This is a genomic window from Patulibacter sp. (assembly GCF_030655195.1).
In the GTDB taxonomy this organism is placed as follows: domain Bacteria; phylum Actinomycetota; class Thermoleophilia; order Solirubrobacterales; family Solirubrobacteraceae; genus Patulibacter.
Genome location: NZ_JAURWA010000157.1, coordinates 21433 through 41137, shown reverse-complemented (window position 1 = coordinate 41137; position 19705 = coordinate 21433). Strand labels below are relative to the sequence as shown.

The 19705-nt window shown below is 73.9% G+C and carries 14 protein-coding genes; 12 read left to right on the top strand and 2 right to left on the bottom strand.

What is annotated here, in order from left to right:
* Positions 1-386 precede the first annotated feature (386 nt).
* The 3 genes from Q7T67_RS17910 (at position 387) to Q7T67_RS17900 (ending at position 2212) form a co-directional block, all read left to right on the top strand.
* Positions 387-1100 carry a Crp/Fnr family transcriptional regulator gene (locus tag Q7T67_RS17910; protein WP_304792939.1) on the top strand — a complete coding sequence of 238 codons (714 nt, stop codon included), beginning with the start codon at positions 387-389 and terminating at the stop codon, positions 1098-1100.
* Complete coding sequence (locus tag Q7T67_RS17905; protein WP_304792935.1) at positions 1100-1744, top strand: NUDIX hydrolase; 645 nt, start codon at positions 1100-1102, stop codon at positions 1742-1744. Before Q7T67_RS17910 ends, Q7T67_RS17905 begins: the two co-directional genes overlap by 1 nt.
* A gap of 69 nt (positions 1745-1813) precedes the next feature.
* Positions 1814-2212, top strand: a complete 399-nt coding sequence (locus Q7T67_RS17900) for an ASCH domain-containing protein (protein ID WP_304792932.1) — start codon at positions 1814-1816, stop codon at positions 2210-2212.
* Positions 2213-2227: 15 nt separating this feature from the next.
* Here the strand turns inward: Q7T67_RS17900 and Q7T67_RS17895 are convergent, their stop codons facing one another.
* Entirely contained in the window at positions 2228-2671 is a 444-nt protein-coding gene (locus Q7T67_RS17895) for an Lrp/AsnC family transcriptional regulator (RefSeq protein ID WP_304792929.1), read from the bottom strand.
* 99 nt (positions 2672-2770) lie between these two features.
* Between Q7T67_RS17895 and Q7T67_RS17890 the strand changes: the two genes are divergently transcribed.
* From Q7T67_RS17890 to Q7T67_RS17860, 7 genes are all read left to right on the top strand, one after another.
* Positions 2771-4885 (top strand): DUF6421 family protein, encoded by a 2115-nt coding sequence (locus Q7T67_RS17890; protein ID WP_304792926.1) that lies wholly within the window; start codon positions 2771-2773, stop codon positions 4883-4885.
* The gene (locus Q7T67_RS17885) at positions 4882-5922 is read left to right on the top strand and encodes a low specificity L-threonine aldolase (protein WP_304792922.1); all 1041 of its coding nucleotides are present in this window, start codon (positions 4882-4884) and stop codon (positions 5920-5922) included. The genes Q7T67_RS17890 and Q7T67_RS17885 overlap by 4 nt, the downstream gene beginning before the upstream one ends.
* Positions 5923-5949: 27 nt before the next feature.
* On the top strand, positions 5950-6930 hold the full coding sequence (locus Q7T67_RS17880) for a D-glycerate dehydrogenase (RefSeq protein WP_304792919.1): 981 nt from the start codon (positions 5950-5952) through the stop codon (positions 6928-6930).
* A 141-nt stretch (positions 6931-7071) separates the two neighbouring features.
* Positions 7072-7596 (top strand): MarR family winged helix-turn-helix transcriptional regulator, encoded by a 525-nt coding sequence (locus Q7T67_RS17875; protein WP_304792916.1) that lies wholly within the window; start codon positions 7072-7074, stop codon positions 7594-7596.
* On the top strand, positions 7593-9230 hold the full coding sequence (locus Q7T67_RS17870) for an MDR family MFS transporter (RefSeq protein WP_304792913.1): 1638 nt from the start codon (positions 7593-7595) through the stop codon (positions 9228-9230). The genes Q7T67_RS17875 and Q7T67_RS17870 overlap by 4 nt, the downstream gene beginning before the upstream one ends.
* A 347-nt stretch (positions 9231-9577) precedes the next feature.
* Positions 9578-11809: a hypothetical protein gene (locus Q7T67_RS17865; protein ID WP_304792910.1), complete on the top strand. Its 2232-nt coding sequence runs from the start codon at positions 9578-9580 to the stop codon at positions 11807-11809.
* A gap of 47 nt (positions 11810-11856) precedes the next feature.
* Positions 11857-14154, top strand: a complete 2298-nt coding sequence (locus Q7T67_RS17860) for a hypothetical protein (RefSeq protein WP_304792907.1) — start codon at positions 11857-11859, stop codon at positions 14152-14154.
* A gap of 79 nt (positions 14155-14233) precedes the next feature.
* Here Q7T67_RS17860 and Q7T67_RS17855 read toward each other — a convergent pair whose 3' ends face one another.
* On the bottom strand, positions 14234-17302 hold the full coding sequence (locus tag Q7T67_RS17855; RefSeq protein ID WP_304792904.1) for a hypothetical protein: 3069 nt from the start codon (positions 17300-17302) through the stop codon (positions 14234-14236).
* A gap of 306 nt (positions 17303-17608) precedes the next feature.
* Between Q7T67_RS17855 and groES the strand changes: the two genes are divergently transcribed.
* Positions 17609-17908 carry a co-chaperone GroES gene (gene groES, locus Q7T67_RS17850; protein ID WP_304792901.1) on the top strand — a complete coding sequence of 100 codons (300 nt, stop codon included), beginning with the start codon at positions 17609-17611 and terminating at the stop codon, positions 17906-17908.
* A 42-nt stretch (positions 17909-17950) separates the two neighbouring features.
* Positions 17951-19582, top strand: a complete 1632-nt coding sequence (groL, locus tag Q7T67_RS17845; RefSeq protein WP_304792898.1) for a chaperonin GroEL — start codon at positions 17951-17953, stop codon at positions 19580-19582.
* The last annotated feature ends 123 nt before the right edge of the window (positions 19583-19705 follow it).

Here is a 19705-nt window from a genome sequence, read left to right as displayed (position 1 = left end):
CCGCCCCGCCCCCCCCCCGGCCCGCCGACCCTGGACACACCCCGAGCGTCCGAGTCGTCCGGCGCATCGGCTGATGCGCCAGGCGACTCACGCCCCCGGGGTGCGTGTTCCCGGACGACCATCACCGACCCGCCCGCCGACGCCCGGTCCCACATGACCCTCCTCCGAGGGCCGGATCGGCTCGGCGGCTCGCACCCCGTACGCGCGGCCCGCAGGTCGGGCCCGGACGGATCTGTTCCCGCGGTCACAGACCTCGGCGGGGACGCCAGAACCTCCGCATCGTCAGTGTCCACCGGGGGTCATGGGCCGAGCGGGGGTGCGGGGGGCCCGGCCGGACGTCCGGGCAATTCGTCGCGTTCGACCGTTGTGTGTGGTAATCACATGGGGTGGGCGCCACCGAGCATCAGGTCAACGACATCGATCCGACGCTCGAGCTGTTGGGCCGGGTCCCCGTCTTCGAGACGCTCGCGGCGGAGGACCTCCAGCGCGTCGCGGAGGTCGCCGTGCCCCGGCGCTTCTCGCCGCAGCAGGTGATCTTCCGCGAGAACGACAAGTCGGACACGTGCTACGTCGTCAAGGAGGGCCACTGCCGGGCCGTCCGCCACCACCCCGACGGGCGCGCCATCACGCTGGCGCACTTCGGGACGGGCGACATCTTCGGCGAGCTGGCGATGTTCGACACCGACCGGCGCTCGGCGACCGTCGAGGCGCTCGATCGGGTGCAGGCGCTCGCCATCCTGGCCGGCGACATGCGCCGCCTGATGCGCGAGCACCCGGACATCTCGGCCAAGCTCGTGGTCGCCCTCGGCCGCCGCCTGCGCGAGGCCAACGAGCGGCTCTCCCGCCAGTCCTTCCAGACCGTCCAGTCCCGCGTCGCGGGCGTGATGACGCGGCTCGTCGAGCAGGCCCGCGAAGAGGGCAACGACGAGCCCGAGGTCGAGATCCGGATCACGCAGGCCGACATCGCGCAGCTCGCCGGCAGCTCACGCGAGTCCGCCAGCCGCTTCCTGGCCGTGCTGGAGCGCGCCGGGGTGCTGAAGCAGGGCCGAGGACGCATCCTCGTGCACGATCCGGCGGCGTTGGACCGCTACGTGTACTGATGGCCGGGCGCAGGCGCGGGCGGCGTTCGGGCCGCCCCGCCGCCGACCCGGCCTCCGGGAGCCCGTCCGACGCGAAGGCCGACGGCGGGACCCGCGACGCCGCCCCCGACCGGGGCGCACCGAAGAAGGACGCCCCGACGGCCGCCGGCGGCGGGGCGACGCGTGGCCGTCGTCGTCGTCGCGGGGGTCGCGGCGGCCGGGCGACGGCCGGCGGAGGCCCGCCGGCGGCCGAGCGCGAGTTCTCCTGCGGGGGCGTCGTCGTCCGCGACGGGGCGTGCCTGGTGATCAACCCCGTCCGCCCCGACGGCCGCACGATCGCGACGCTCCCCAAGGGCCATCCCGAGGAGGGGGAGGACCCGCCGACCGCCGCGCTGCGGGAGATCTGGGAGGAGACCTCGGTCTCGGCGTCGATCACCGCCCGGCTGGGCGAGGTCGTCTACTGGTACCAGCGGGAGGGGAAGCGGATCCGCAAGACCGTCCGCATGTACCTCTGCGCCCACGTCGAGGGCGAGCCGATCGCGGACGGCTTCGAGGTCACCCGGGCCTACTGGATGCCGCTGGAGCAGGCCCTGGACGAGCTCGCCTTCCCCGGCGACCGCGAGATGGTGGCCCAGGCGATCGCCCGCGCCGAGCGCGACCGCTGAGCCCTCGGCGGGCACTTTTCGTGCAACCCGTGGTGGGGACCGCTCCCGGACGTTAGGGTTCCGTCCTTCATGCAGGTCCTGAACTTCTACTCCCGCATCTTCGCCGACCAGTTGAAGCGGGGCCGCAAGACCGCCACGATCCGGCTGGGCGACAAGTCGCACAAGTACCGCAAGAACCAGGCGGTCCTCGTCACGATCGGGTACCAGTTCTCGCCGCGCGAGAAGATCTTCGACGCCGTGATCGACGCCGTCGAGGTCAAGCGGGTCCGCGACCTCTCCCCGCGCGACATCGAGCACGACAACCCGGAGTTCCGCCGGCACGACGAGCTCATCCACTTCCTCGAGCAGATCTACGGCCGCACGGTGACGGAGGACGACATCGTCACCGTCGTGCGATTCAGCCAGATCATCTCGAGCCCGCCGGGCTACGCGGACGCGCGCCTCGGCATCGGCGGCGCCCAGAACTGAGGCGGCGCCGGGGCGTCAGGCGCCCGGCTCTCCCGGGCCCACCAGGCGCGAAAGGACGATCTGGGTGCGGGTGCGGACCACCTGGCCATCGCGCTGCAGGTCGCGGATCAACCGCTCGAGGTCCAGGTTGTCGCGGGTGCGCACCCGGGCGATCGCGTCCGCCTCGCCCGTGACGCTCCACGCCTCGACGACCTCGGGCCGCGTGCGTAGCGACGAGGCGACCTCGTCGAGCTGCACCGCCGGGCCGTAGAACAGCTCGATCAGCGCCTCGGTCTCGAACCCGAGCGCCCCGTGGTCGATCGTGGCCGTGAAGCCGCGGAGGACCCCGGACTCGCGCAGTCGATCGATCCGGCGCTTGGCCGACGGCGCGCTCAGCGAGACGCGGGCCGCGACGTCGTCGTAGGTCCGTCGGCCGTCCTCGAGCAGGAGCGCAAGGATTCGCCGGTCGATGTCGTCCATGCGTTCGATTGTTGCACGAAGTCGACGCAGAACGGCATCGACACGACACGCGAGGGCCCGTACCGTTGAGGGATCGCCATGCTTCTCGATCTTCCCCCGGTGCCCACCCGACGGCCGCTCGCCCGCGTGCTGTTCGACGAGGCGCACCGCGAGGCGTGGACGATCCGCCCCGACGTCGCGCGGGAGATGCAGCCCGCGCACCCCGAGGACTCGTCCTACGCCCGTGCCGCCGACCGGCTGCGGCGCTGGGACCTCGACGTCCGCGCCCACGCCACGGGCCGCCTGACCCCGGAGGTCCTGGCCGACGTGGACGTGCTCGTCGTCGCGCACCCGTCCGAGCCGCGCTGGGAGCGCACCGTCCCGGGCGAGGGCCCGCTCTTCACCGCGGACGAGCTGGCCGCGATCCACGCCTTCGTCGCCGGCGGCGGCGGCCTGCTCGTCCTGGCGGAGGAGGAGCACGACAAGTACGGCAACAACCTGACCGAGCTGCTGGCGCCCTACGGCGTCGCGGTCCGCCACGAGGTGCTCTCGGACTACGTCCGCCACGACCGGGCACCGCACTGGGTCCTCGCCGCGCCGGCCCGTGGGGCCCAGGGCCGGATCGACGGGGTCGACCTGCTGGCCGGCGTCGAGGGCGTCTGCTTCTACCGGGGCGCGACGCTGGAGCTCTCCGGCGACGCGCGGGCGCTCCTGCGCACCGCGTCGACGGCGTCGACCCCCGACGCCCCGCTCGCGGCGGTCGTCGCGGCGGGAGCCGGCCGGGTCGCGGTGCTGGGCGACTCCGACCTCTTCGGTGACGACTGCCTGGACGACCGGGACCACGAGACGCTCCTGCGCAACCTCGTCTCCTGGCTCGCCGTCCCGTCGATGGCCGACGAGGGCGACGCCCCGCTCTCGGCCGCCCACGACGATCCCGCCTGGGCGCGGCTCGTCGAGGCGGTCGAGGCGCTGCGCCTGCTGCAGCGCCCCGACGGCGCGCTGGACCGGGCCGACGACCCCGCCGTGGCCTCCCACGCCGAGGCCCACGTCGGCGCGATGGTCGAGGCCGTCGCGGCGCTCGCCCCGCACCTGCCGCACCAGGACGCGTACCTGCAGGCCGTCCGCGCCGACCTGGAGCGCTGGGCCGCGACCGGCTTCGGCGTCCCCGACTTCGGCCCGTCGCTGGAGGCGTTCCGCCCCGACCTCGACCGTCGCGACGGCGCCGAGCACCTCGTGCTGTTCCCGATGTACAAGCAGAACGGCTCGCGCGACACCGCGTTCGAGGCGCTGCTGATCCGGGTGCCGTGGCCGGAGTGGCTCGCGCACCTCGAGCGCGAGCGCTACGACAACGAGAAGTTCGTCCCCGTCACGTTCGTGGACCACACCTCGGGCTACGACTCCGAGTGCGCGGTCCTGTTCCCCGAGACGGTGTCGGTCGCCGAGCGCGCCGCCAACCACTTCGGCGGGATCTTCTGCGACCGCGAGGCCGAGCGGTTCCGGCGCACGGTCACCGCCGCCGCCGGGATCCTGCGCCTGGACCTGCCGCCGGACGTCGCCGCCCTGTGCGCCTCGCAGCGCGCCGCTCAGGACGCCTACCTGCTGTGGGACCTCGTGCACGACCGCGCCCACAGCCACGGCGACCTGCCGTTCGACCCGTTCATGATCCGCCAGCGCATGCCGTTCTGGATGTACGCGCTGGAGGAGCTGCGCTGCGACCTGACCGCGTTCGGCGAGGCCGTGCTGCTCGAGGAGCAGGGCGTCGCCGTCGCGCGGGACACCCAGCGGGCGATCCTGCTGGACCGGCTCTTCCGCTTCCCCGTCACGGGCACGCGGGTGCGCAACTACGACGGGCTCGGCGGCCAGCTGCTGTTCGCCTACCTGCACCGCACGGGACGGGTCCACTGGACCGACAACCGCCTGGCGATCGAGTGGGACACCGTCGCCGAGGGCGTGCTCGAGCTGCGCACGCTCGTCGAGGACCTCTACCGCCAGGGCATCGATCGCACCAAGCTCGGGCACTGGCGGGCCGCGCACCAGCTCGTCGCGACCTACGTTCCGCCGGCGTCGGGCTCCGTCTGGGCCACACAGCCGCTGGCCGAGGTCGAGGACCCGCGCGTGCACGTCGACGAGGTCCTGGACGACGAGTTCCCGCTCTCGATCTTCTACACGTCGCTGCGCCTGAAGATGGCGCCGGCGCTCGAGCGGCCGGCGCGGCCTGCGAGCATCGCCGCATGAAGGGCTTCGCCTCCGACAACTACGCGGGCGTCCACCCCGAGGTCCTCGCCGCGATCGCCGAGGCCAACGTCGACCACGCCGTCGCCTACGGCGAGGACCCGTGGACGGCGCGGGCCGAGGGCCTGCTGCGCGACCACTTCGGGCCGTCCGCGCGGTCGTGGCTCGTGTTCAACGGGACGGGCGCCAACGTCCTGGCGTTCCGCGCGCTCTGTCGCCCGTGGCAGGCCGTGATCTGCGCCGACACGGCGCACGTCAACGTCGACGAGGGCGGCGCGCCCGAGTTCATCGGCGGCACCAAGCTCCTGACCGTCCCGACGCCCGACGGCAAGCTGACCCCCGGCATGGTCGACCTGCACCTGACCCGCGTCGGTGACGAGCACGCCGTGCAGCCGCGCGTCGTCTCCGTCACGCAGAGCACCGAGCTGGGCACCCGCTACGAGCCCGGTGAGCTGCGCGAGCTGGCCGACCACGCGCACGCCCACGACCTGCTGCTCCACGTCGACGGCTCGCGCCTGGCCAACGCCGCGGCCGGCCTGGGCGTGTCGCTGCGGGAGACCTCGACCGACGTCGGCGTCGACGCGCTGTCCTTCGGCGGGACGAAGAACGGGCTGCTCGGCGGCGAGGCACTCGTCCTGCTGAGCGACGGGATCGGCGAGGGGGCCACGTACCTGCGCAAGCAGACGCTGCAGCTCGCGTCGAAGGGCCGGTTCCTCGCCGCGCAGTTCGTCGCGCTGCTCGAGGGCGACCTCTGGCGGTCCAGCGCGGAGCACGCCAACTCGATGGCCGCGCGGCTGGCGACGGCGGTGGCGGAGGTCCCGGGCGTGACCCTCACCCAGCGCGTGCAGGCCAACGCGGTCTTCGCGCTCGTCCCGCCCGGCGTCGCCGACCGCCTGCGCGAGGACGTCCGCTTCTACACGTGGGACGAGACCACGGGCGAGGTCCGCTGGATGTGCAGCTGGGACACGACCGAGGACGAGGTCGACGCGTTCGCCGACCGCATCGCGCAGGCGTGCGGGGCGGCCGTCGCCGCGGGCTGAGCGGTCCCCGCCGCTAGCGTGGGGGCCATGTCCGCGACCCCGCCCGTCCGCATCGCGCTCTCCCGCCGGGGCTACCCCGGCCTCGAGGGGGCCCCGCTGCCCGACGGCGCCGAGCTCGTGCTGCCCGACGAGGGCGCGCCGACCGACGCCGCCGCCCTGCGCGCGCTCGCGGCCGACTGCGACGGGCTGGTCGTCTCGACCCCCGACCGGGTCGACGCGGAGCTCTTCGACGCCGCTCCGCGGCTGAAGGTCGTCGCGCTCGTGGCGGTCGGCTTCGACAACGTCGACCTCGACGAGGCCCGGCGCCGGGGCGTCGTCGTCACGCACACGCCCGGGGTGCTGGCCGACGCGACCGCCGACCTGGCGTTCTCGCTGATCCTGATGGCGCGCCGACTGCTCGTCCCGGCGCTCGACACCACCCGCGCCGGCGAGTGGGGCGCGTTCGACCCGCAGGCGTTCTTGGGGCTGCAGGTCGCCGGGACCACGCTCGGGATCGTCGGCTACGGGGGCATCGGCTCGGCCGTCGGCCGGCGGGGCGCGGGCTTCGGGATGACCGTCCTGCAGCACAGCCGCAGCCCGAAGCCGGAGGACGGGATCGCCGAGGCGGTCGGCCTGGACGAGCTGCTGGAGCGCTCCGACGTCGTCTCGCTGAACGTGCCGAAGACCCCCGAGACCGCCGGGCTCATCGGCGCGCGCGAGCTCGACCTGCTGGGTCCGCAGGGCACGCTGGTGTCCACCGCCCGCGGCGGCGTCGTCGACGAGGACGCGCTGCTGGCCGCGCTGCGCGAGGGGCGGATCCACTCCGCCGGTCTCGACGTCTTCTCCACCGAGCCGCTGACCGACGCCGCAGACCCGCTGCTGCACGAGCCGCGCCTCGTCTGCCTGCCGCACATCGGCTCCGCGTCGGAGGAGACGCGCACCGCGATGACGCGGATGGCGCTGCGCAACGTCACCGCCGTGCTCTCGGGGGAGGACGCCCCGAACGTCGTGCCGCCGCTCCGGGGCTGAGGCGCCACTGCGCGCCTGAGGCGCCGGGGCGGGGCCGGGAGCACCCGCGCCGCCGGGGCATGGTCCCGGTCCGCGGAGTACATGCTTGCACGAAGCAAGTGAAAGCGATACTGTTGCTTGCAGGAAGCAGGTATCGACTCCGTGCAGCAGACCGACCACGACATCGACGCGCTCGCCCAGGCGCTCTACAACCTCTCCGCCCTGCGCCGGGACCTCCAGCGCTTCGCGGGGATCGAGCACGCCGTCGGCGGGCTCATGGTGCTGGCCGTCGTGCACCGGATCGGTCCGGTCCGCATCAGCGACGTCGCCTCCGACATGCAGGTCAACCTGTCGGTCGCCAGCCGCCAGATCCAGGCGCTGGAGGACGACGGGTACGTCGACCGGGTCCCAGACCCCAACGACGGCCGGTCCAGCCTGATCGCCATCTCGGCGGCGGGCCTCACCAAGCTCGAGCGCGCCCACCAGCGCCTGGTCGGCGCGATCGCCACGGCGGTCGACGACTGGGAGCGCAGCGAGATCACCGGGCTGGCCGACGGCATCGTCCGCCTGCGGGCCGCGCTGGGGACCTGCGTCGACCACCACCTTCCCGCCGACCGCCCCGCGGCCGACCCCACCCTCACGTCCGCGGCAGCCGCGGACGCGCGTCACGAGGAGCACCTCCGATGAACAGCACACCCACCCCCGCCGCCGGCGGACCGCCGGTCGCCGGCCAGATGACCCACCGACAGATCCTCAACGCGCTCTCGGGCCTCCTGCTCGCGATGTTCGTCGCGATCCTGTCGAGCACCGTCGTCTCGGCCGCGCTGCCGGAGATCATCGCCGACCTGAAGGGCGGCCAGTCCGCCTACACGTGGGTCGTCACGGCGACCCTCCTGACGATGACGATCTCGACCCCCATCTGGGGCAAGATGTCGGACCTCTTCAACCGCAAGCAGCTGATCCAGCTGGGTCTGGTCATCTACCTGACCGGCTCGATCCTCGCCGGCTTCGCGACGTCGACCACGTGGCTCATCGCCTGCCGCGCGATCCAGGGCGTCGGCGTCGGCGCCCTCACCGCACTGGTCCAGGTCATCCTCTCCGACCTCGTCTCGCCCCGCGAGCGCGGCCGCTACATGGGCTACCTCGGTGCCGTCTTCGGCCTCGGCACGGTCGCCGGCCCCGTCATCGGCGGCCTGCTGACCGACGGCCTCGGCTGGCGCTACTGCTTCTTCGTCGGCGTGCCGTTCGCCCTCTTCGCCCTGGTGCTGCTGCAGCGCACGCTGCGCCTCCCGACGAAGAAGCGCGACGACGTCCACATCGACGTGATCGGTGGCACGTTCATGGCCGCCGGCGTCGCCTCGCTGCTGATCTGGGTCTCCCTGGCCGGCAAGAACTTCGACTGGATGAGCTGGCAGACCGCCGCGATGGTGATCGGCGGCATCGTCCTCCTCTTCGCCGCCGTGATGGTCGAGCGCCGCGCTCCCGAGCCGCTCGTCCCGCTGGACCTGTTCGAGAACCGCACCGTCGTGATGGCCGTCATCGCCTCCGTCGCCGTCGGCGTCGCGATGTTCGGCACCACCCTGTTCCTCACCCAGTACATGCAGCTGGCCCGCGGCTACAGCCCGACGGCCTCCGGCCTGCTGACGATCCCGATGGTCGTCGGACTGTTCGGCTCCTCGACCCTCTCGGGTCGCCGGATCTCGCAGACCGGGCACTACAAGCGCTTCATGCTCGCCGGCACCGTCGCGCTGACCGTCGGCCTGGCGCTGATGGGCACCATCGACGAGAAGACCAGCCTGGTCGAGGTCGGCATCTTCATGTTCGTCCTCGGCGCCGGCATCGGCATGGTCATGCAGAACCTGATCCTGGCCGTCCAGAACGTCATCCCGGTCGACAAGATCGGCGCGGGCTCCGCCCTGATCGCCTTCTTCCGGTCCCTCGGCGGCGCCATCGGCGTGTCGGTCCTCGGCGCGATCCTCGGCTCGAAGGTCGCCTCGACCACGGCCGACGGCCTGGCCGAGCAGGGCATCCCGAGCGCCGGCGCCCCCAGCGGCGGCTCGATCCCGGACGTCGGCGCGCTGCCGGGCCCGGTGCGCGAGATCGTCGAGCACGCCTACGGCACCGGCGTGGCGGAGATCTTCCTGATCGCCGCACCGCTCGGCGTCGTCGCCTTCATCGCGGTCTGGTTCCTGCGCGAGAAGGCCCTGGGCACGAAGAGCGGCATCGAGCTCGCCGCCGAGCAGGCACAGGACGGCGCCGCGTCCGACGAGCCCGAGGCCCCGCGCCGCGCCCCGGAGCTCCGCGAGCCGGTGATCCACTAGGAGCGGACGCCGGGACCGTCCGCCCCAGGGTGGACGGTCCCCGGAGCGCACTCCCGCACGGCATCCCGACGCCCCCGGCCGAGTCCTCGGCCGGGGGCGTCGGTCGTCCCGGGGCGAGCCCTCGGCCGGGAGCGTCCGTCGTCCCGGGGGGGCCGGCCGTCGAGCGCGCTCGACGGCCCGGCGTGGCGTGCAGGTCGCCCGGCCGGACCCGGGCCGGACGACCCCCGGGACCGTGAGCGCCGAGGCGCCAATCGCACGGGATCGGTACGGCGTCCGCATCGAATCCACGGACCCGGGGTTCTCAAGGCATCGACCGCAGTGTGGCGGTCCCAGACCCAGGAGTTCCGATGCGTTCCTCGAGCAGGACGGCCGTTCTGGCCGTCACCTTCGGCGTGGCTATGGTGCCCGCCGCGGCGTCCGCCGCAGGCCCCGCGGCCACCACCTTCACGGGCTGGGACGCACCAGGTCCCCTCGGCGTCGGCACCCCGTCGCACGTGTCGGCGGCGGGTACGACGACCGTGATCCTGGGGACCGACCTCAAGGACGGACGGGTGCCGATCGCCGTCACCTCCGCCACCGGCTCGCGGGTCGGCCGCGTCGAGGTCAACAGCGGCGACGCGGGCCCGCTGGCCGTCGCGGCGGCCGGTGCGGACCGCCTGCTGCTCGCCGACACCTGCCGCGTGCGGCACTCCGAGGACCGCGGTCTGGCGTGGAAGGGCGAGCCGCTCGCCGGCTGCTCGGGCGCGGCCCTGAGCCTCACCGTGGCGAGCGCCGACGTCGCGTTCGCGTCGACCGACAAGCGCACCTGGCGCACCGTCGACGGCGGTGCCACCTGGACCGTCGCCAACGCCGGCGAGCGCGGCCCGCAGCTGGCGCTGGACCAGAACGTCGGCCTGCGCACGGTCGCGGCCGGTGCCGCCGGCCTGGGTCTGCAGCGCTCCGTCGACGGCGGCGCCTCCTGGCAGGGCGTCAAGGTCCCCGGTCCGCCCACGGACTCGGACGCCGCCCCGCTCGTCGACGCGCTGCCCTCCATCGCCGGCCTGGCGCGCCGCGCGGACGGCGCGGTCGTCGTCGGCGCCGGGAACGCCGTCCTGGTCTCGACGGACCAGGGCGCCACGTTCACCCGCCGCGTCGTCCCGATCCCGGACGACCTGCCGGGCGCCACGGGCGTGCTCGTCAAGAACGTCGTCTGCGGCACCGCCGGCGGCTGCGTCGTCGGGGTGACCGCCGTCGGCGACCCCGCCCGCCAGAGCGCCCTGCGCTTCGACGGCGACGCCTTCGGCGCCCGCGTGGCCGCCCTCCCCGACGCCGAGGTCACCGCCCCGGCCGCCGACGCGGTCGTCGGCATCACGCGCCCCCAGAACGCCGGGCCGCGCGTCCTGCGCTCCGACGATGCGGGCGCGACCGCCTATCGGCCCCTGGCCTCCGGTGACGACCGCACCGGCTCGCTCGGCGTCCACGGCCTGCTGGCGATCGCCAGCGTCGGCCGCCTGCACGTCTCCTCCGACCAGGGGAAGACCTGGAACGACGTCGCGCTGCCGGCCACGCCGAACCTCACCCGCGTGGCGTCGGCGGGCGGCAAGCTCGTCGCGCTGGCGGACGACGGCACGCTGCGGCGGCTGGACGACGGCGTCTGGGCGACCCTCGCCGACGTCTCCGCGATCCGCCCGGCCGCCCTCGCCGTGGCGGGGGACACGCCCGTCGTCGTCGGCGCCCGCGGCGTGATCCGGCTGACCGACCCGGCGAAGCCCGCCCCGGTCGAGTCCTCCGTGCTCCAGGGCCGCGGCTTCACGAACGCCGTCGCCCAGGGCTCCACCGTCCTGGCGTGGGCCCGGCGCGGCAGCAGCCTGCTCGTCGTCCGCTCCACCGACGGTGGTCGCACGTGGAAGCAGTCGAAGCTCCCGAAGTCCACGGACGACGTGCAGCTCGTCTCCGCGAAGACCGCCTACGCGCTCGACGGTCGCACGCTCTACCGCTCGACGGATGGTGCGAAGACGTTCAAGCGCCGCGCGATCGTGCCGAACCTGGGGGCGGCCGGGCCGGACACCCGCGGTGCCGGTGACCCGAGCCTCGAGTTCTCCTCCGACCGCGACGGGGTGCTGATCACGCCGGCCGGCGCGTTCGTCACCCGCGACGGTGCGAGCACCCTGCGCGTCCTGCCGACCCCGGGGGCGACGACACCGCCGGTCGCGGCCGTCTTCGGCTCCGGCGTCGTCCTGCAGGACAGCGTCCTGGGTGCCGTCTTCCGCAACACGTCGCTGCTGGGCTCGAAGGCCCCGACGCTGACCCTCCGCACCGCGGGCAAGGCGAAGAAGGGCAAGAAGGGCGTCCGCACGGCGACGGTCGTGGGCGTGCTCAAGGGCGCGGCCGACGACGAGCCCGTGTCGCTCGTCGCCTGGCGCGGCGGGGGCAGGGACACCTCGGTCCTGCGCTCCGTCACCCCGAACGCCGACGGCAGCTTCCGCGTCACCGTCCGCCTGACGAAGACCCAGAAGGGCGTCCAGGCCTGGTACCGCGGCGCGGTCCTCGCCGAGCGCACGGACCTCTCGACGGTCAGCAAGGTGCTGCGGGTCCGGTAAGACACGAGCCCGGCATCGACAGACCCGTCCCGTCCCCAGGAGCTCCCGTGTCCCCCGCCCGTTCCGTCCTGCTCACCGCCACCGCGGCGGCCGCGCTCGTCGCCGGCCTCGCCGCCGAGGCGACGGCCGCCCCACCCCCCGCCTCCGCGGACGTCCTCGCCGATCCCGGCGCGGCGTCGACGACCTGGGCCGGCTGGGCCGCGCCCGGCCCGTCCGGTGTCGGTGAGCCCGTCCACGTCACGGCCCGGGACGGGGCGTTCGCCGTCGTCGGTCGTGCCTCGGGCGGGATCGCGCCGTTCCTCGTGCAGCGCATCGACGACGACGGACGGGTGGTGCGGACGATCGGTCGCGTGCCGGTCTCGGCGGCGGCCGCGGCGGCCTCATCGGTGGACCTCGTGTCCGCCGGCGGTCGGACGCTGTACCTCGCCGACGGCTGCGGCGTGCGGCGCTCCGCCGATCTCGGTGCCACCTGGCGGACGACGGTGTTGCCGGGATGCGGGTCCGGGGCGGACGTGCGGCTGACGGCGGTCGACGAGCGCACGGTCTGGGCGAGCTCGGGCTACACCGCATGGCGGACCGTCGACGGCGGCGCCACATGGACCACCGGGCCGGCCGTCATCCGCGGACCGCTGGCCGCCCGCTCCGGGACGAACGCGATCGGCCAGGGGTCCCCGCGCCCGCTCGGCGGCACCATCGCGGAGACCCGGGACGGCGGGGCGACGGCCATCGGTCGAGGGTTCCGCCCGACCCTCGGGCCGGGGCCGGACGGCGCGTTCGTCAACGTCCTCCCGGGCCTCACGACCCCGGTGCTGCGGTCCGACGGCACCGCGGTCGTCGGGTTCGCCCGCTCGATCGGCCTCGTGCCCGTCGCGTCCGACCCCGACGGGAACGACCCGACCTTCGTCGTCCCCGGTGCCGGCGGCCCGGGCGATCCCCGCCCGACCCGCATCGTCTGCGAACCCGGTGGTGCCTGCATCGTCGACCTCACGACCACCGACGGCGGCCGGTCCTCCGTGGTGCTCCGCGACCGGACCTTCGGCCCGGTGGTCGCCGCGTTGCCCGCCGGGGACGCGTCGTCGCCGGGGACCGCCGCGATCGTCGGCACCGAGCCCGACCCCGGGGACGGCGGAGCCCGGCGCGTCGTCGCCACGACCGACCTCGGGGCGACCCCCTACCGGACGATCCTCTCGGCCGACGGCGGCCGCGCCGAGCTCGGTGCCGACGGGCTGCTGGCGATCCCCGAGGAGGGGACCCTGCGGATCTCGACCGACCGCGGCCGGTCCTGGACCGTCGCCCCGGATCCCGCGCCCGCGGGGCTGGTGCAGGTCTCCCGCGTCAGCGGGACGACGGTCGCCCTCGCCGAGGACGGGACCCTGCGCGTCCCCGCCGACGGGGCCTGGGCCCCGATCGCCGACCTGACGGGCATCGCCCCTCGAGCGATCGCGGCGTCCGGCGACGCGCTCGTCGTGGTCGGCGACCGCGGCATCGCCCGCCTGACCGATCCTGCGGCACCGGTCGTGCGGACCTCCCCCTCTGCGGTCGCGAAGGCCGGCCGCTTCGACCACGTGACGGCGTCCGGGCGCGTGGCGATCGCCTGGAGCACGAGCGGCCGCCGCACACGGGCGGCGCGCTCCGGCGACGGCGGCGCGACGTGGCGGCCGACGACGCTGCCCGGCGGCACGAGCGCGGTCGACCTGGCGACCCCGTCGGTCGCCTATGCGCTCGCCGGCCGGACGCTGCACCGGTCGGCGGACGGCGGACGGCGCTTCGCGACCGCGGCCGTGGCGCCGCGCACCGGTGGCGCCGGCCCCGTGGGTGCCGGGCAGGCGTCCCGCCTGGACTTCTCCTCCGCCAAGCGCGGGGCCCTCATCACCCCGGCCGGCCCGTTCGTCACGGGCAACGGCGGCCGGACACTGGAGCTCCTCGCGGTGCCCGGTGCGGTGACGCCGCCGGTGGCCACCGTCGACGGATCGGCGATCGTCGCCCAGGACCCGCTCACCGGGACGATCCAGCGACACGCCGACCTCCTGGGCGTGCCCGCGCCGCGTCTGTCGGTGCGTCGGGCGTCGTCGATCAGGAGGGGCCGGTCCGGTGCCCGGGCGGTCACGGTCTCCGGTCGGCTCCCCGGGGTCGGTGCGGGGGAGCCCGTCGCCGTCCTCGGCATCCGAGGCGGCGTGCGGGACACGACGCTCGAGCGCGTCGTGCGGACGGACGACCGTGGGCGCTTCCGCGCCGCGGTCCGGCTCACGCGCTCCCAGCGGGGCGTGCAGGTCCGCTACCGCGGCGTCGTCCGCGCCGATCGCACCGTGCGGGGCGCCACGAGCACGGTCCTGCGGGTCCGCTGAGGCCGGGGCACGGCGGTCCTGCCGGCGCGGGCACGACCGCCGTGGCCGGCCCCGGCACCCCCGGGGCCCGGCCGCGACCTCAGCCCAGCTTCACCGTGCGCGTCTTCACCGTCTGCGCGCCCAGCTTGCCCTGGGCCCGGACGCTGGCGCCCAGCGTGCCGCGCTTCGCCGTCGCGCAGGCGCCCTTCAGCGCCACCTTCGTGCTCCAGCGGCCCTTCTTCGGGGCGACGGAGGCGCGGAGGGTGGTCCTGCCGCACCGCAGCGCGACCCGGACGCGGGCCTTCGAGGCCTTCGCGATGGTCCCTGTGACGGTGACCCTCCGACCCGACCGCTTGGCGCTGCGCACGCGCAGGCCCGGGCTCTTCGCGCAGGCGGTGGTGATCCTCGGCGCCTGGGTCGGGGCCTTCTTGCCGTTGTGGCCGACGAAGCGGGCGCTGCCCACGTTCTTCCGGCCGCAGATCGACTGCACGGCCTCGATGATCCCGTTCTTGCCCGAGGCGATCGACAGCGTGAACTTCGAGAGGGGCGCGTCGGGCAGCGACGGGAACGTCGTCACGAGCCGGTTGCGGTTGACCGCGGTGACGGCACGCAGGTGGATCGTGGCCTCGCCCTGCAGCTTCACGTAGAGCGTCGGCAGGGTCGCGACGACCTTGCCCGACGCCGTGGTGCGCTGCCCCTTGACGAAGTAGACGGGGCCCTTCAGCTGCTTCTCGAGGATCGAGGTCGTCGCGGTGGCCGATCCGACGATCGACGCCGCCGGGCACTTGTCCTCCAGCGCCGCCTGCGTCTCGCACAGACCCTTCGCGTTGGCCGCGGCGAGCGCCACGGACTTCGGCAGCGCGACGCTCGTCGAGCGGATCCCGGCCTGCCCGTCCGCCTGGGCCGCGGTGGCCTGGACGCCCGGGTGACCGCCCTTGCGCATCTCCCTGCGGCCGGTGAACGCGAGCTGCAGCTTCGGCGCGAACTTCTCCTTGTCGCAGCCGGTGAACGCCACCGGTGCGCTGCGCTGGGCGGCGGTGCCGTCCGGCGCGGCGAGGGTCGACCCGACCTGCTTGGTCCCGCAGGACGTGGGGTTGCGGGCGAAGCCCTTGCGGTCGACGGCGAACGTCAGCGACCGCAGGCGCAGCTGCACGCCCTCCTTGATCTGCGGCAGCGGGTCGCTCGTCACCGTGACGTGCGAGTCCTCCGGGTCGATCGAGACGGCCTGGCGGACGACCACGTTGCCCAGGTCGTACGGACCGGCGATCGCGCGGATGATCGTCACGAAGCCGAACTGGCCGCCGCCGTACGCGTTGGTCAGGTAGACCGGGCCGCTCAGCGGATACGGCGCGGGGCCGGGGCCGGCCAGCGTCGACGCGGTGCCGATCCGGCTGGCCTCGGGGCAGGCCTCCGCCGCGATCTGCGCGTCGGAGCAGCGGGCCACGCCCTTGATGCGGGCGATCAGCCCGGGCGGCAGACCGACGGCGATCTTCTGCAGGAAGCGGTTGCCGTCAGGGCGCGTGAACGTCGTGGAGAACGGGGCGAACGCGCCGGCCTGCGGCGAGGCGGCGACGGAGAAGCCGGGCTCGAACGGGAAGCCGGTGCAGCCGACGACGTCCTGCACCGCAGCGGGCGTGGCCGCGGCGGTGCCCGACCACGGGGCGATGGACGCGACGCTCTGCACCGTCCCGCAGGTCTGCGGGGTGGCGATCACGGCACGGGGACCGTCGTCGAAGTGGAGGTCCAGCGACGAGAACGGCAGCTGCGGCGCGTTCTCGACGACCGTCGTCAGCCGTCCGGTGACCGGGTCGGGCCTGACCGACCCGACGAGCCGGACGGTGAAGCCCGGTCCCTCGGCCGAGATCAGCAGCCGGTACCGGTCGCCCGGCAGCGGGTCGCCGAGGTAGAGGCTGCCGGTCAGCGGCGCGTCGAGGACCGGGGTCCCGACGGTCACGGAGCCGACGCGCGAGGCGGCCGGGCAGGCGACGGGGTCGGCGCTGCCGCGCCGGAACTGCGCGTCGGAGCACGTCTGCAGGCCGTTGGCCGCCGACGGGCTGATCGTGGAGCCCTCCGGGAGGGTCAGCGAGACGTTGCGGACGTGTGACGTGGCCAGGGAGCCGGCGGCGCGGGTCTGCGGGACGCGCAGGCCGACGTCGAGGCCGGTCGGGCTGTCGCGCGAGATCTGCGCCGGCCCGAGCGTGGTGGTCGGGCCGAACGGCACCGCGCCGCAGCCCTCGACGCCGACGGGCGTCGTGTAGCTCGCGGACCGCGCGTCCCCGGCGGTGGACGTCGTCGCGAGGCGCGAGGTCTGGACCCCGGCGCACGACGTCGGCATCGAGAGGAAGGCCACGTCCTTGGCGGCGACGGCGACGTTGCCGCCGGAGGTCTGGTGGGCGAGCGCGCCGGCGATCGGGGTCGCGGCGGGGATCGCGGGGATGTCCGTCTTGGCCTGGGTGCGCTCGGCGTCGTGCGACGCGGCGCCGGGGACGCCCCAGAAGACGAGCTTCGACCGGACGAGCGCCGGGTTGGTCGGCAGCCCCGAGATCGTGAAGAACAGCCCGTTGTCGTCGCTCCGGACGCCGCCGATGATCTGGATCGGGCTCTTGTCCCCGGCGAGGAGCTCCGAGCCGGGCGCCTGGGCGGGGTTGAACGCGAAGCGCGCGACCTGTCCGGTCAGGCGGGCCATGTTGTAGAGCGGGACGCGGACGTCGACCGTCTGGCGTCCCAGGAGCGTGATGTCCCCCCGGATCGTCAGCCGCTGCACGCCGATCTGGCTCTCGACGGGGCAGGCCTTGGCGGACAGCTGCGCGTCCGTGCAGGTCGGGTACGCGGCGGGATCGGGCGTCAGACCCGCGGGGATGTCGACCCTGATGGTCTTCGTGTTCCCGACGGGCTCGCCCTGGCCGTCCGTCGCGAAGACGAAGTCGGTGACGCCGAACGGCGGGCGTCCACCGGCCTGCTGGAAGTAGGACGTGTCGTTGTCCGGGTCGGTCAGCGTGCCGGCCTCGAACTTCGTGATGTCGTAGGCGTGCGCGGGGGCGGCGACGGCAGCGGACGCGCCGAAGGCCGCGAGGGCGCAGGCGGCGGCGGTCAGGCCACGGCGGGCGATGAGGCGGGCGCCTGGCCGTGCCTGCTCGCGGGATGTCCTCGGGCGGGGTGATGCGTGCATGAGTCCTCTCCGGCTCCGCCCGGTGGGCGACGGAGCGCGAGCAGGCTAGTGGGTCGGTGCACGTGTGTCCACAGGGTTCGACGGGTCGGCCGACGGAACGCCCGGTCCGGTGACGGGGCCGCACCTCGGCCGCTCGACGGTCCGGAGCGGCCCGGACCCCCGGGACCCGCCTTGGCACTCTTGTGACCAGAGTGCCAACGAGTCTTGACGGCGAGGCGCAGCGCGCTATGCTGGCTCCACGTTGGCACTCTCGAGGTGAGAGTGCCGACCGCCGTCTTTCACGTAACACGAAGTCCGGAGGGACCGATGTCCATCTCGCTGCAGCCGCTCGGCGATCGCCTGATCGTCCGTGCCATCGACGAGGAGCAGACGACCGCCAGCGGTCTCGTGCTCCCCGACACCGCCAAGGAGAAGCCCCAGAAGGGCGAGGTCCTCGCCGCCGGCAACGGCCGTTGGGACGAGGACGGCGAGAAGCGCATCCCGCTCGACGTCGCCGTCGGCGACCAGGTCCTGTACTCGAAGTACGGCGGCACCGAGATCAAGGTGGACGGCGAGGAGCTCCTCGTCCTCCGCGAGAGCGACGTCCTGGCCAAGGTCGTCGGCTGAAAAGCCGACCGACTCCGAGACTGAAGAAGAAGGAACAGACTTATGGCTAAGCAGCTCAAGTTCGGCACGGAAGCGCGCCAGGCCCTCGAGGCCGGCGTCGACGCCGTCGCCAACGCCGTCAAGGTGACCCTCGGCCCCAAGGGCCGCTACGTCGTCCTGGACAAGAAGTTCGGCGCTCCGACGATCACGAACGACGGTGTCACGATCGCTCGTGAGATCGAGGTCGAGGACGTCTTCGAGAACCAGGGCGCGCAGCTCGTCCGCGAGGTCGCCACGGCGACCAACGACGTCGCCGGCGACGGCACGACGACCGCCACGGTGCTCGCCCAGGCGATCGTCAAGCAGGGCCTGAAGAACGTCACGGCCGGCGCCAACCCGCTCGCCCTGAAGCGCGGCATCGAGAAGGCCGTCGAGCAGATCGTCGCCGCCATCGCCGCGCAGTCGACCGAGATCTCCGGCAAGGACGAGATCGCCCGCGTGGCGACCATCTCCTCCCGCGACGCCGAGATCGGCGACGTCATCGCCGACGCGATCGACAAGGTCGGCAAGGACGGCGTCGTGAACGTCGAGGAGGGCCAGACGTTCGGCATCGACCTCGAGTTCACCGAGGGCATGCAGTTCGACAAGGGCTACGTCTCGCCCTACATGGTCACGGACCAGGACCGCATGGAGGCCGTGCTCGAGGACCCCTACATCCTCATCGCCAACTCCAAGATCGGCGCCGTCCGCGACGTGCTGCCCGTCCTGGAGCAGGTCATCCAGGCCGGCAAGCCGGTCCTCATCATCGCCGAGGACGTCGAGGGCGAGGCCCTGGCGACCCTGGTCGTCAACAAGCTGCGCGGCACCTTCACGGGCGTCGCGGTCAAGGCCCCGGGCTTCGGCGACCGCCGCAAGCGCATCCTCGAGGACATCGCGATCCTCACGGGTGGCGAGGTCATCACCGAGGATCTCGGCCTGAAGCTCGAGAACACCCAGATCAACCAGCTGGGCCGCGCCCGCCGCGTCGTCGTCGCCAAGGACAACACGACGATCGTCGACGGTGCCGGTGACGCCGAGGCCATCAAGGGCCGCATCTCCCAGATCAAGGCCGAGGTCGAGAACACCGACTCCGACTTCGATCGCGAGAAGCTCCAGGAGCGCCTCGCCAAGCTCTCCGGCGGCGTCGCCGTCGTCAAGGTCGGCGCCGCGACCGAGACGGAGCTGAAGGAGAAGAAGCACCGCGTCGAGGACGCGCTGCAGGCCACGCGCGCCGCGCTCGAGGAGGGCATCGTCCCCGGTGGTGGCGTCGCGCTGCTCCAGGCCGGCCTGAAGGTCGACGTCTCCGACCTCGAGGACGACGAGAAGACGGGCGCGAAGATCGTGCTGCGCTCGCTCGAGGAGCCCCTCCGCCAGATCGCGTTCAACGCCGGTCTCGAGGGCTCCGTCGTGATCAACGACGTGCGCAACGCCGAGCCGGGTGTCGGCCTCAACGCCTCCTCCGGCGAGCTCGAGGACCTGGTCAAGGCCGGCGTCGTCGATCCCGCCAAGGTCACCCGCTCCGCGCTGCAGAACGCTGCGTCGATCGCCAAGAACATCCTCACGACGGAGGCCATCGTGGCCGACCCGCCGGAGAAGGACGGCGCCGGCGGCATGCCCGACATGGGCGGCATGGGCGGCATGGGCGGCATGATGTAGCCACCCCTCGGCACCGCATCGGTGCTGAGACGGACCGGGCGCCGCGCATCGCGCGGCGCGCCCACCCAGGTCCAGACGAACGGCCGCCCTCGGGCGGCCGTTCGTCGTTCCGGGGACGGGGAC

Excerpts from the sequence above, each read along its gene's own strand:
- Q7T67_RS17905 (WP_304792935.1), top strand. The coding sequence starts at position 1,100 with ATGGCCGGGCGCAGGCGCGGGCGGCGTTCGGGCCGCCCCGCCGCCGAC.
- Q7T67_RS17900 (WP_304792932.1), top strand. The coding sequence starts at position 1,814 with ATGCAGGTCCTGAACTTCTACTCCCGCATCTTCGCCGACCAGTTGAAG.
- Q7T67_RS17895 (WP_304792929.1), bottom strand. The coding sequence starts at position 2,671 with ATGGACGACATCGACCGGCGAATCCTTGCGCTCCTGCTCGAGGACGGC.
- Q7T67_RS17885 (WP_304792922.1), top strand. The coding sequence starts at position 4,882 with ATGAAGGGCTTCGCCTCCGACAACTACGCGGGCGTCCACCCCGAGGTC.
- Q7T67_RS17880 (WP_304792919.1), top strand. The coding sequence starts at position 5,950 with ATGTCCGCGACCCCGCCCGTCCGCATCGCGCTCTCCCGCCGGGGCTAC.
- Q7T67_RS17870 (WP_304792913.1), top strand. The coding sequence starts at position 7,593 with ATGAACAGCACACCCACCCCCGCCGCCGGCGGACCGCCGGTCGCCGGC.
- Q7T67_RS17865 (WP_304792910.1), top strand. The coding sequence starts at position 9,578 with ATGCGTTCCTCGAGCAGGACGGCCGTTCTGGCCGTCACCTTCGGCGTG.
- Q7T67_RS17855 (WP_304792904.1), bottom strand. The coding sequence starts at position 17,302 with ATGCACGCATCACCCCGCCCGAGGACATCCCGCGAGCAGGCACGGCCA.
- groES (WP_304792901.1), top strand. The coding sequence starts at position 17,609 with ATGTCCATCTCGCTGCAGCCGCTCGGCGATCGCCTGATCGTCCGTGCC.
- groL (WP_304792898.1), top strand. The coding sequence starts at position 17,951 with ATGGCTAAGCAGCTCAAGTTCGGCACGGAAGCGCGCCAGGCCCTCGAG.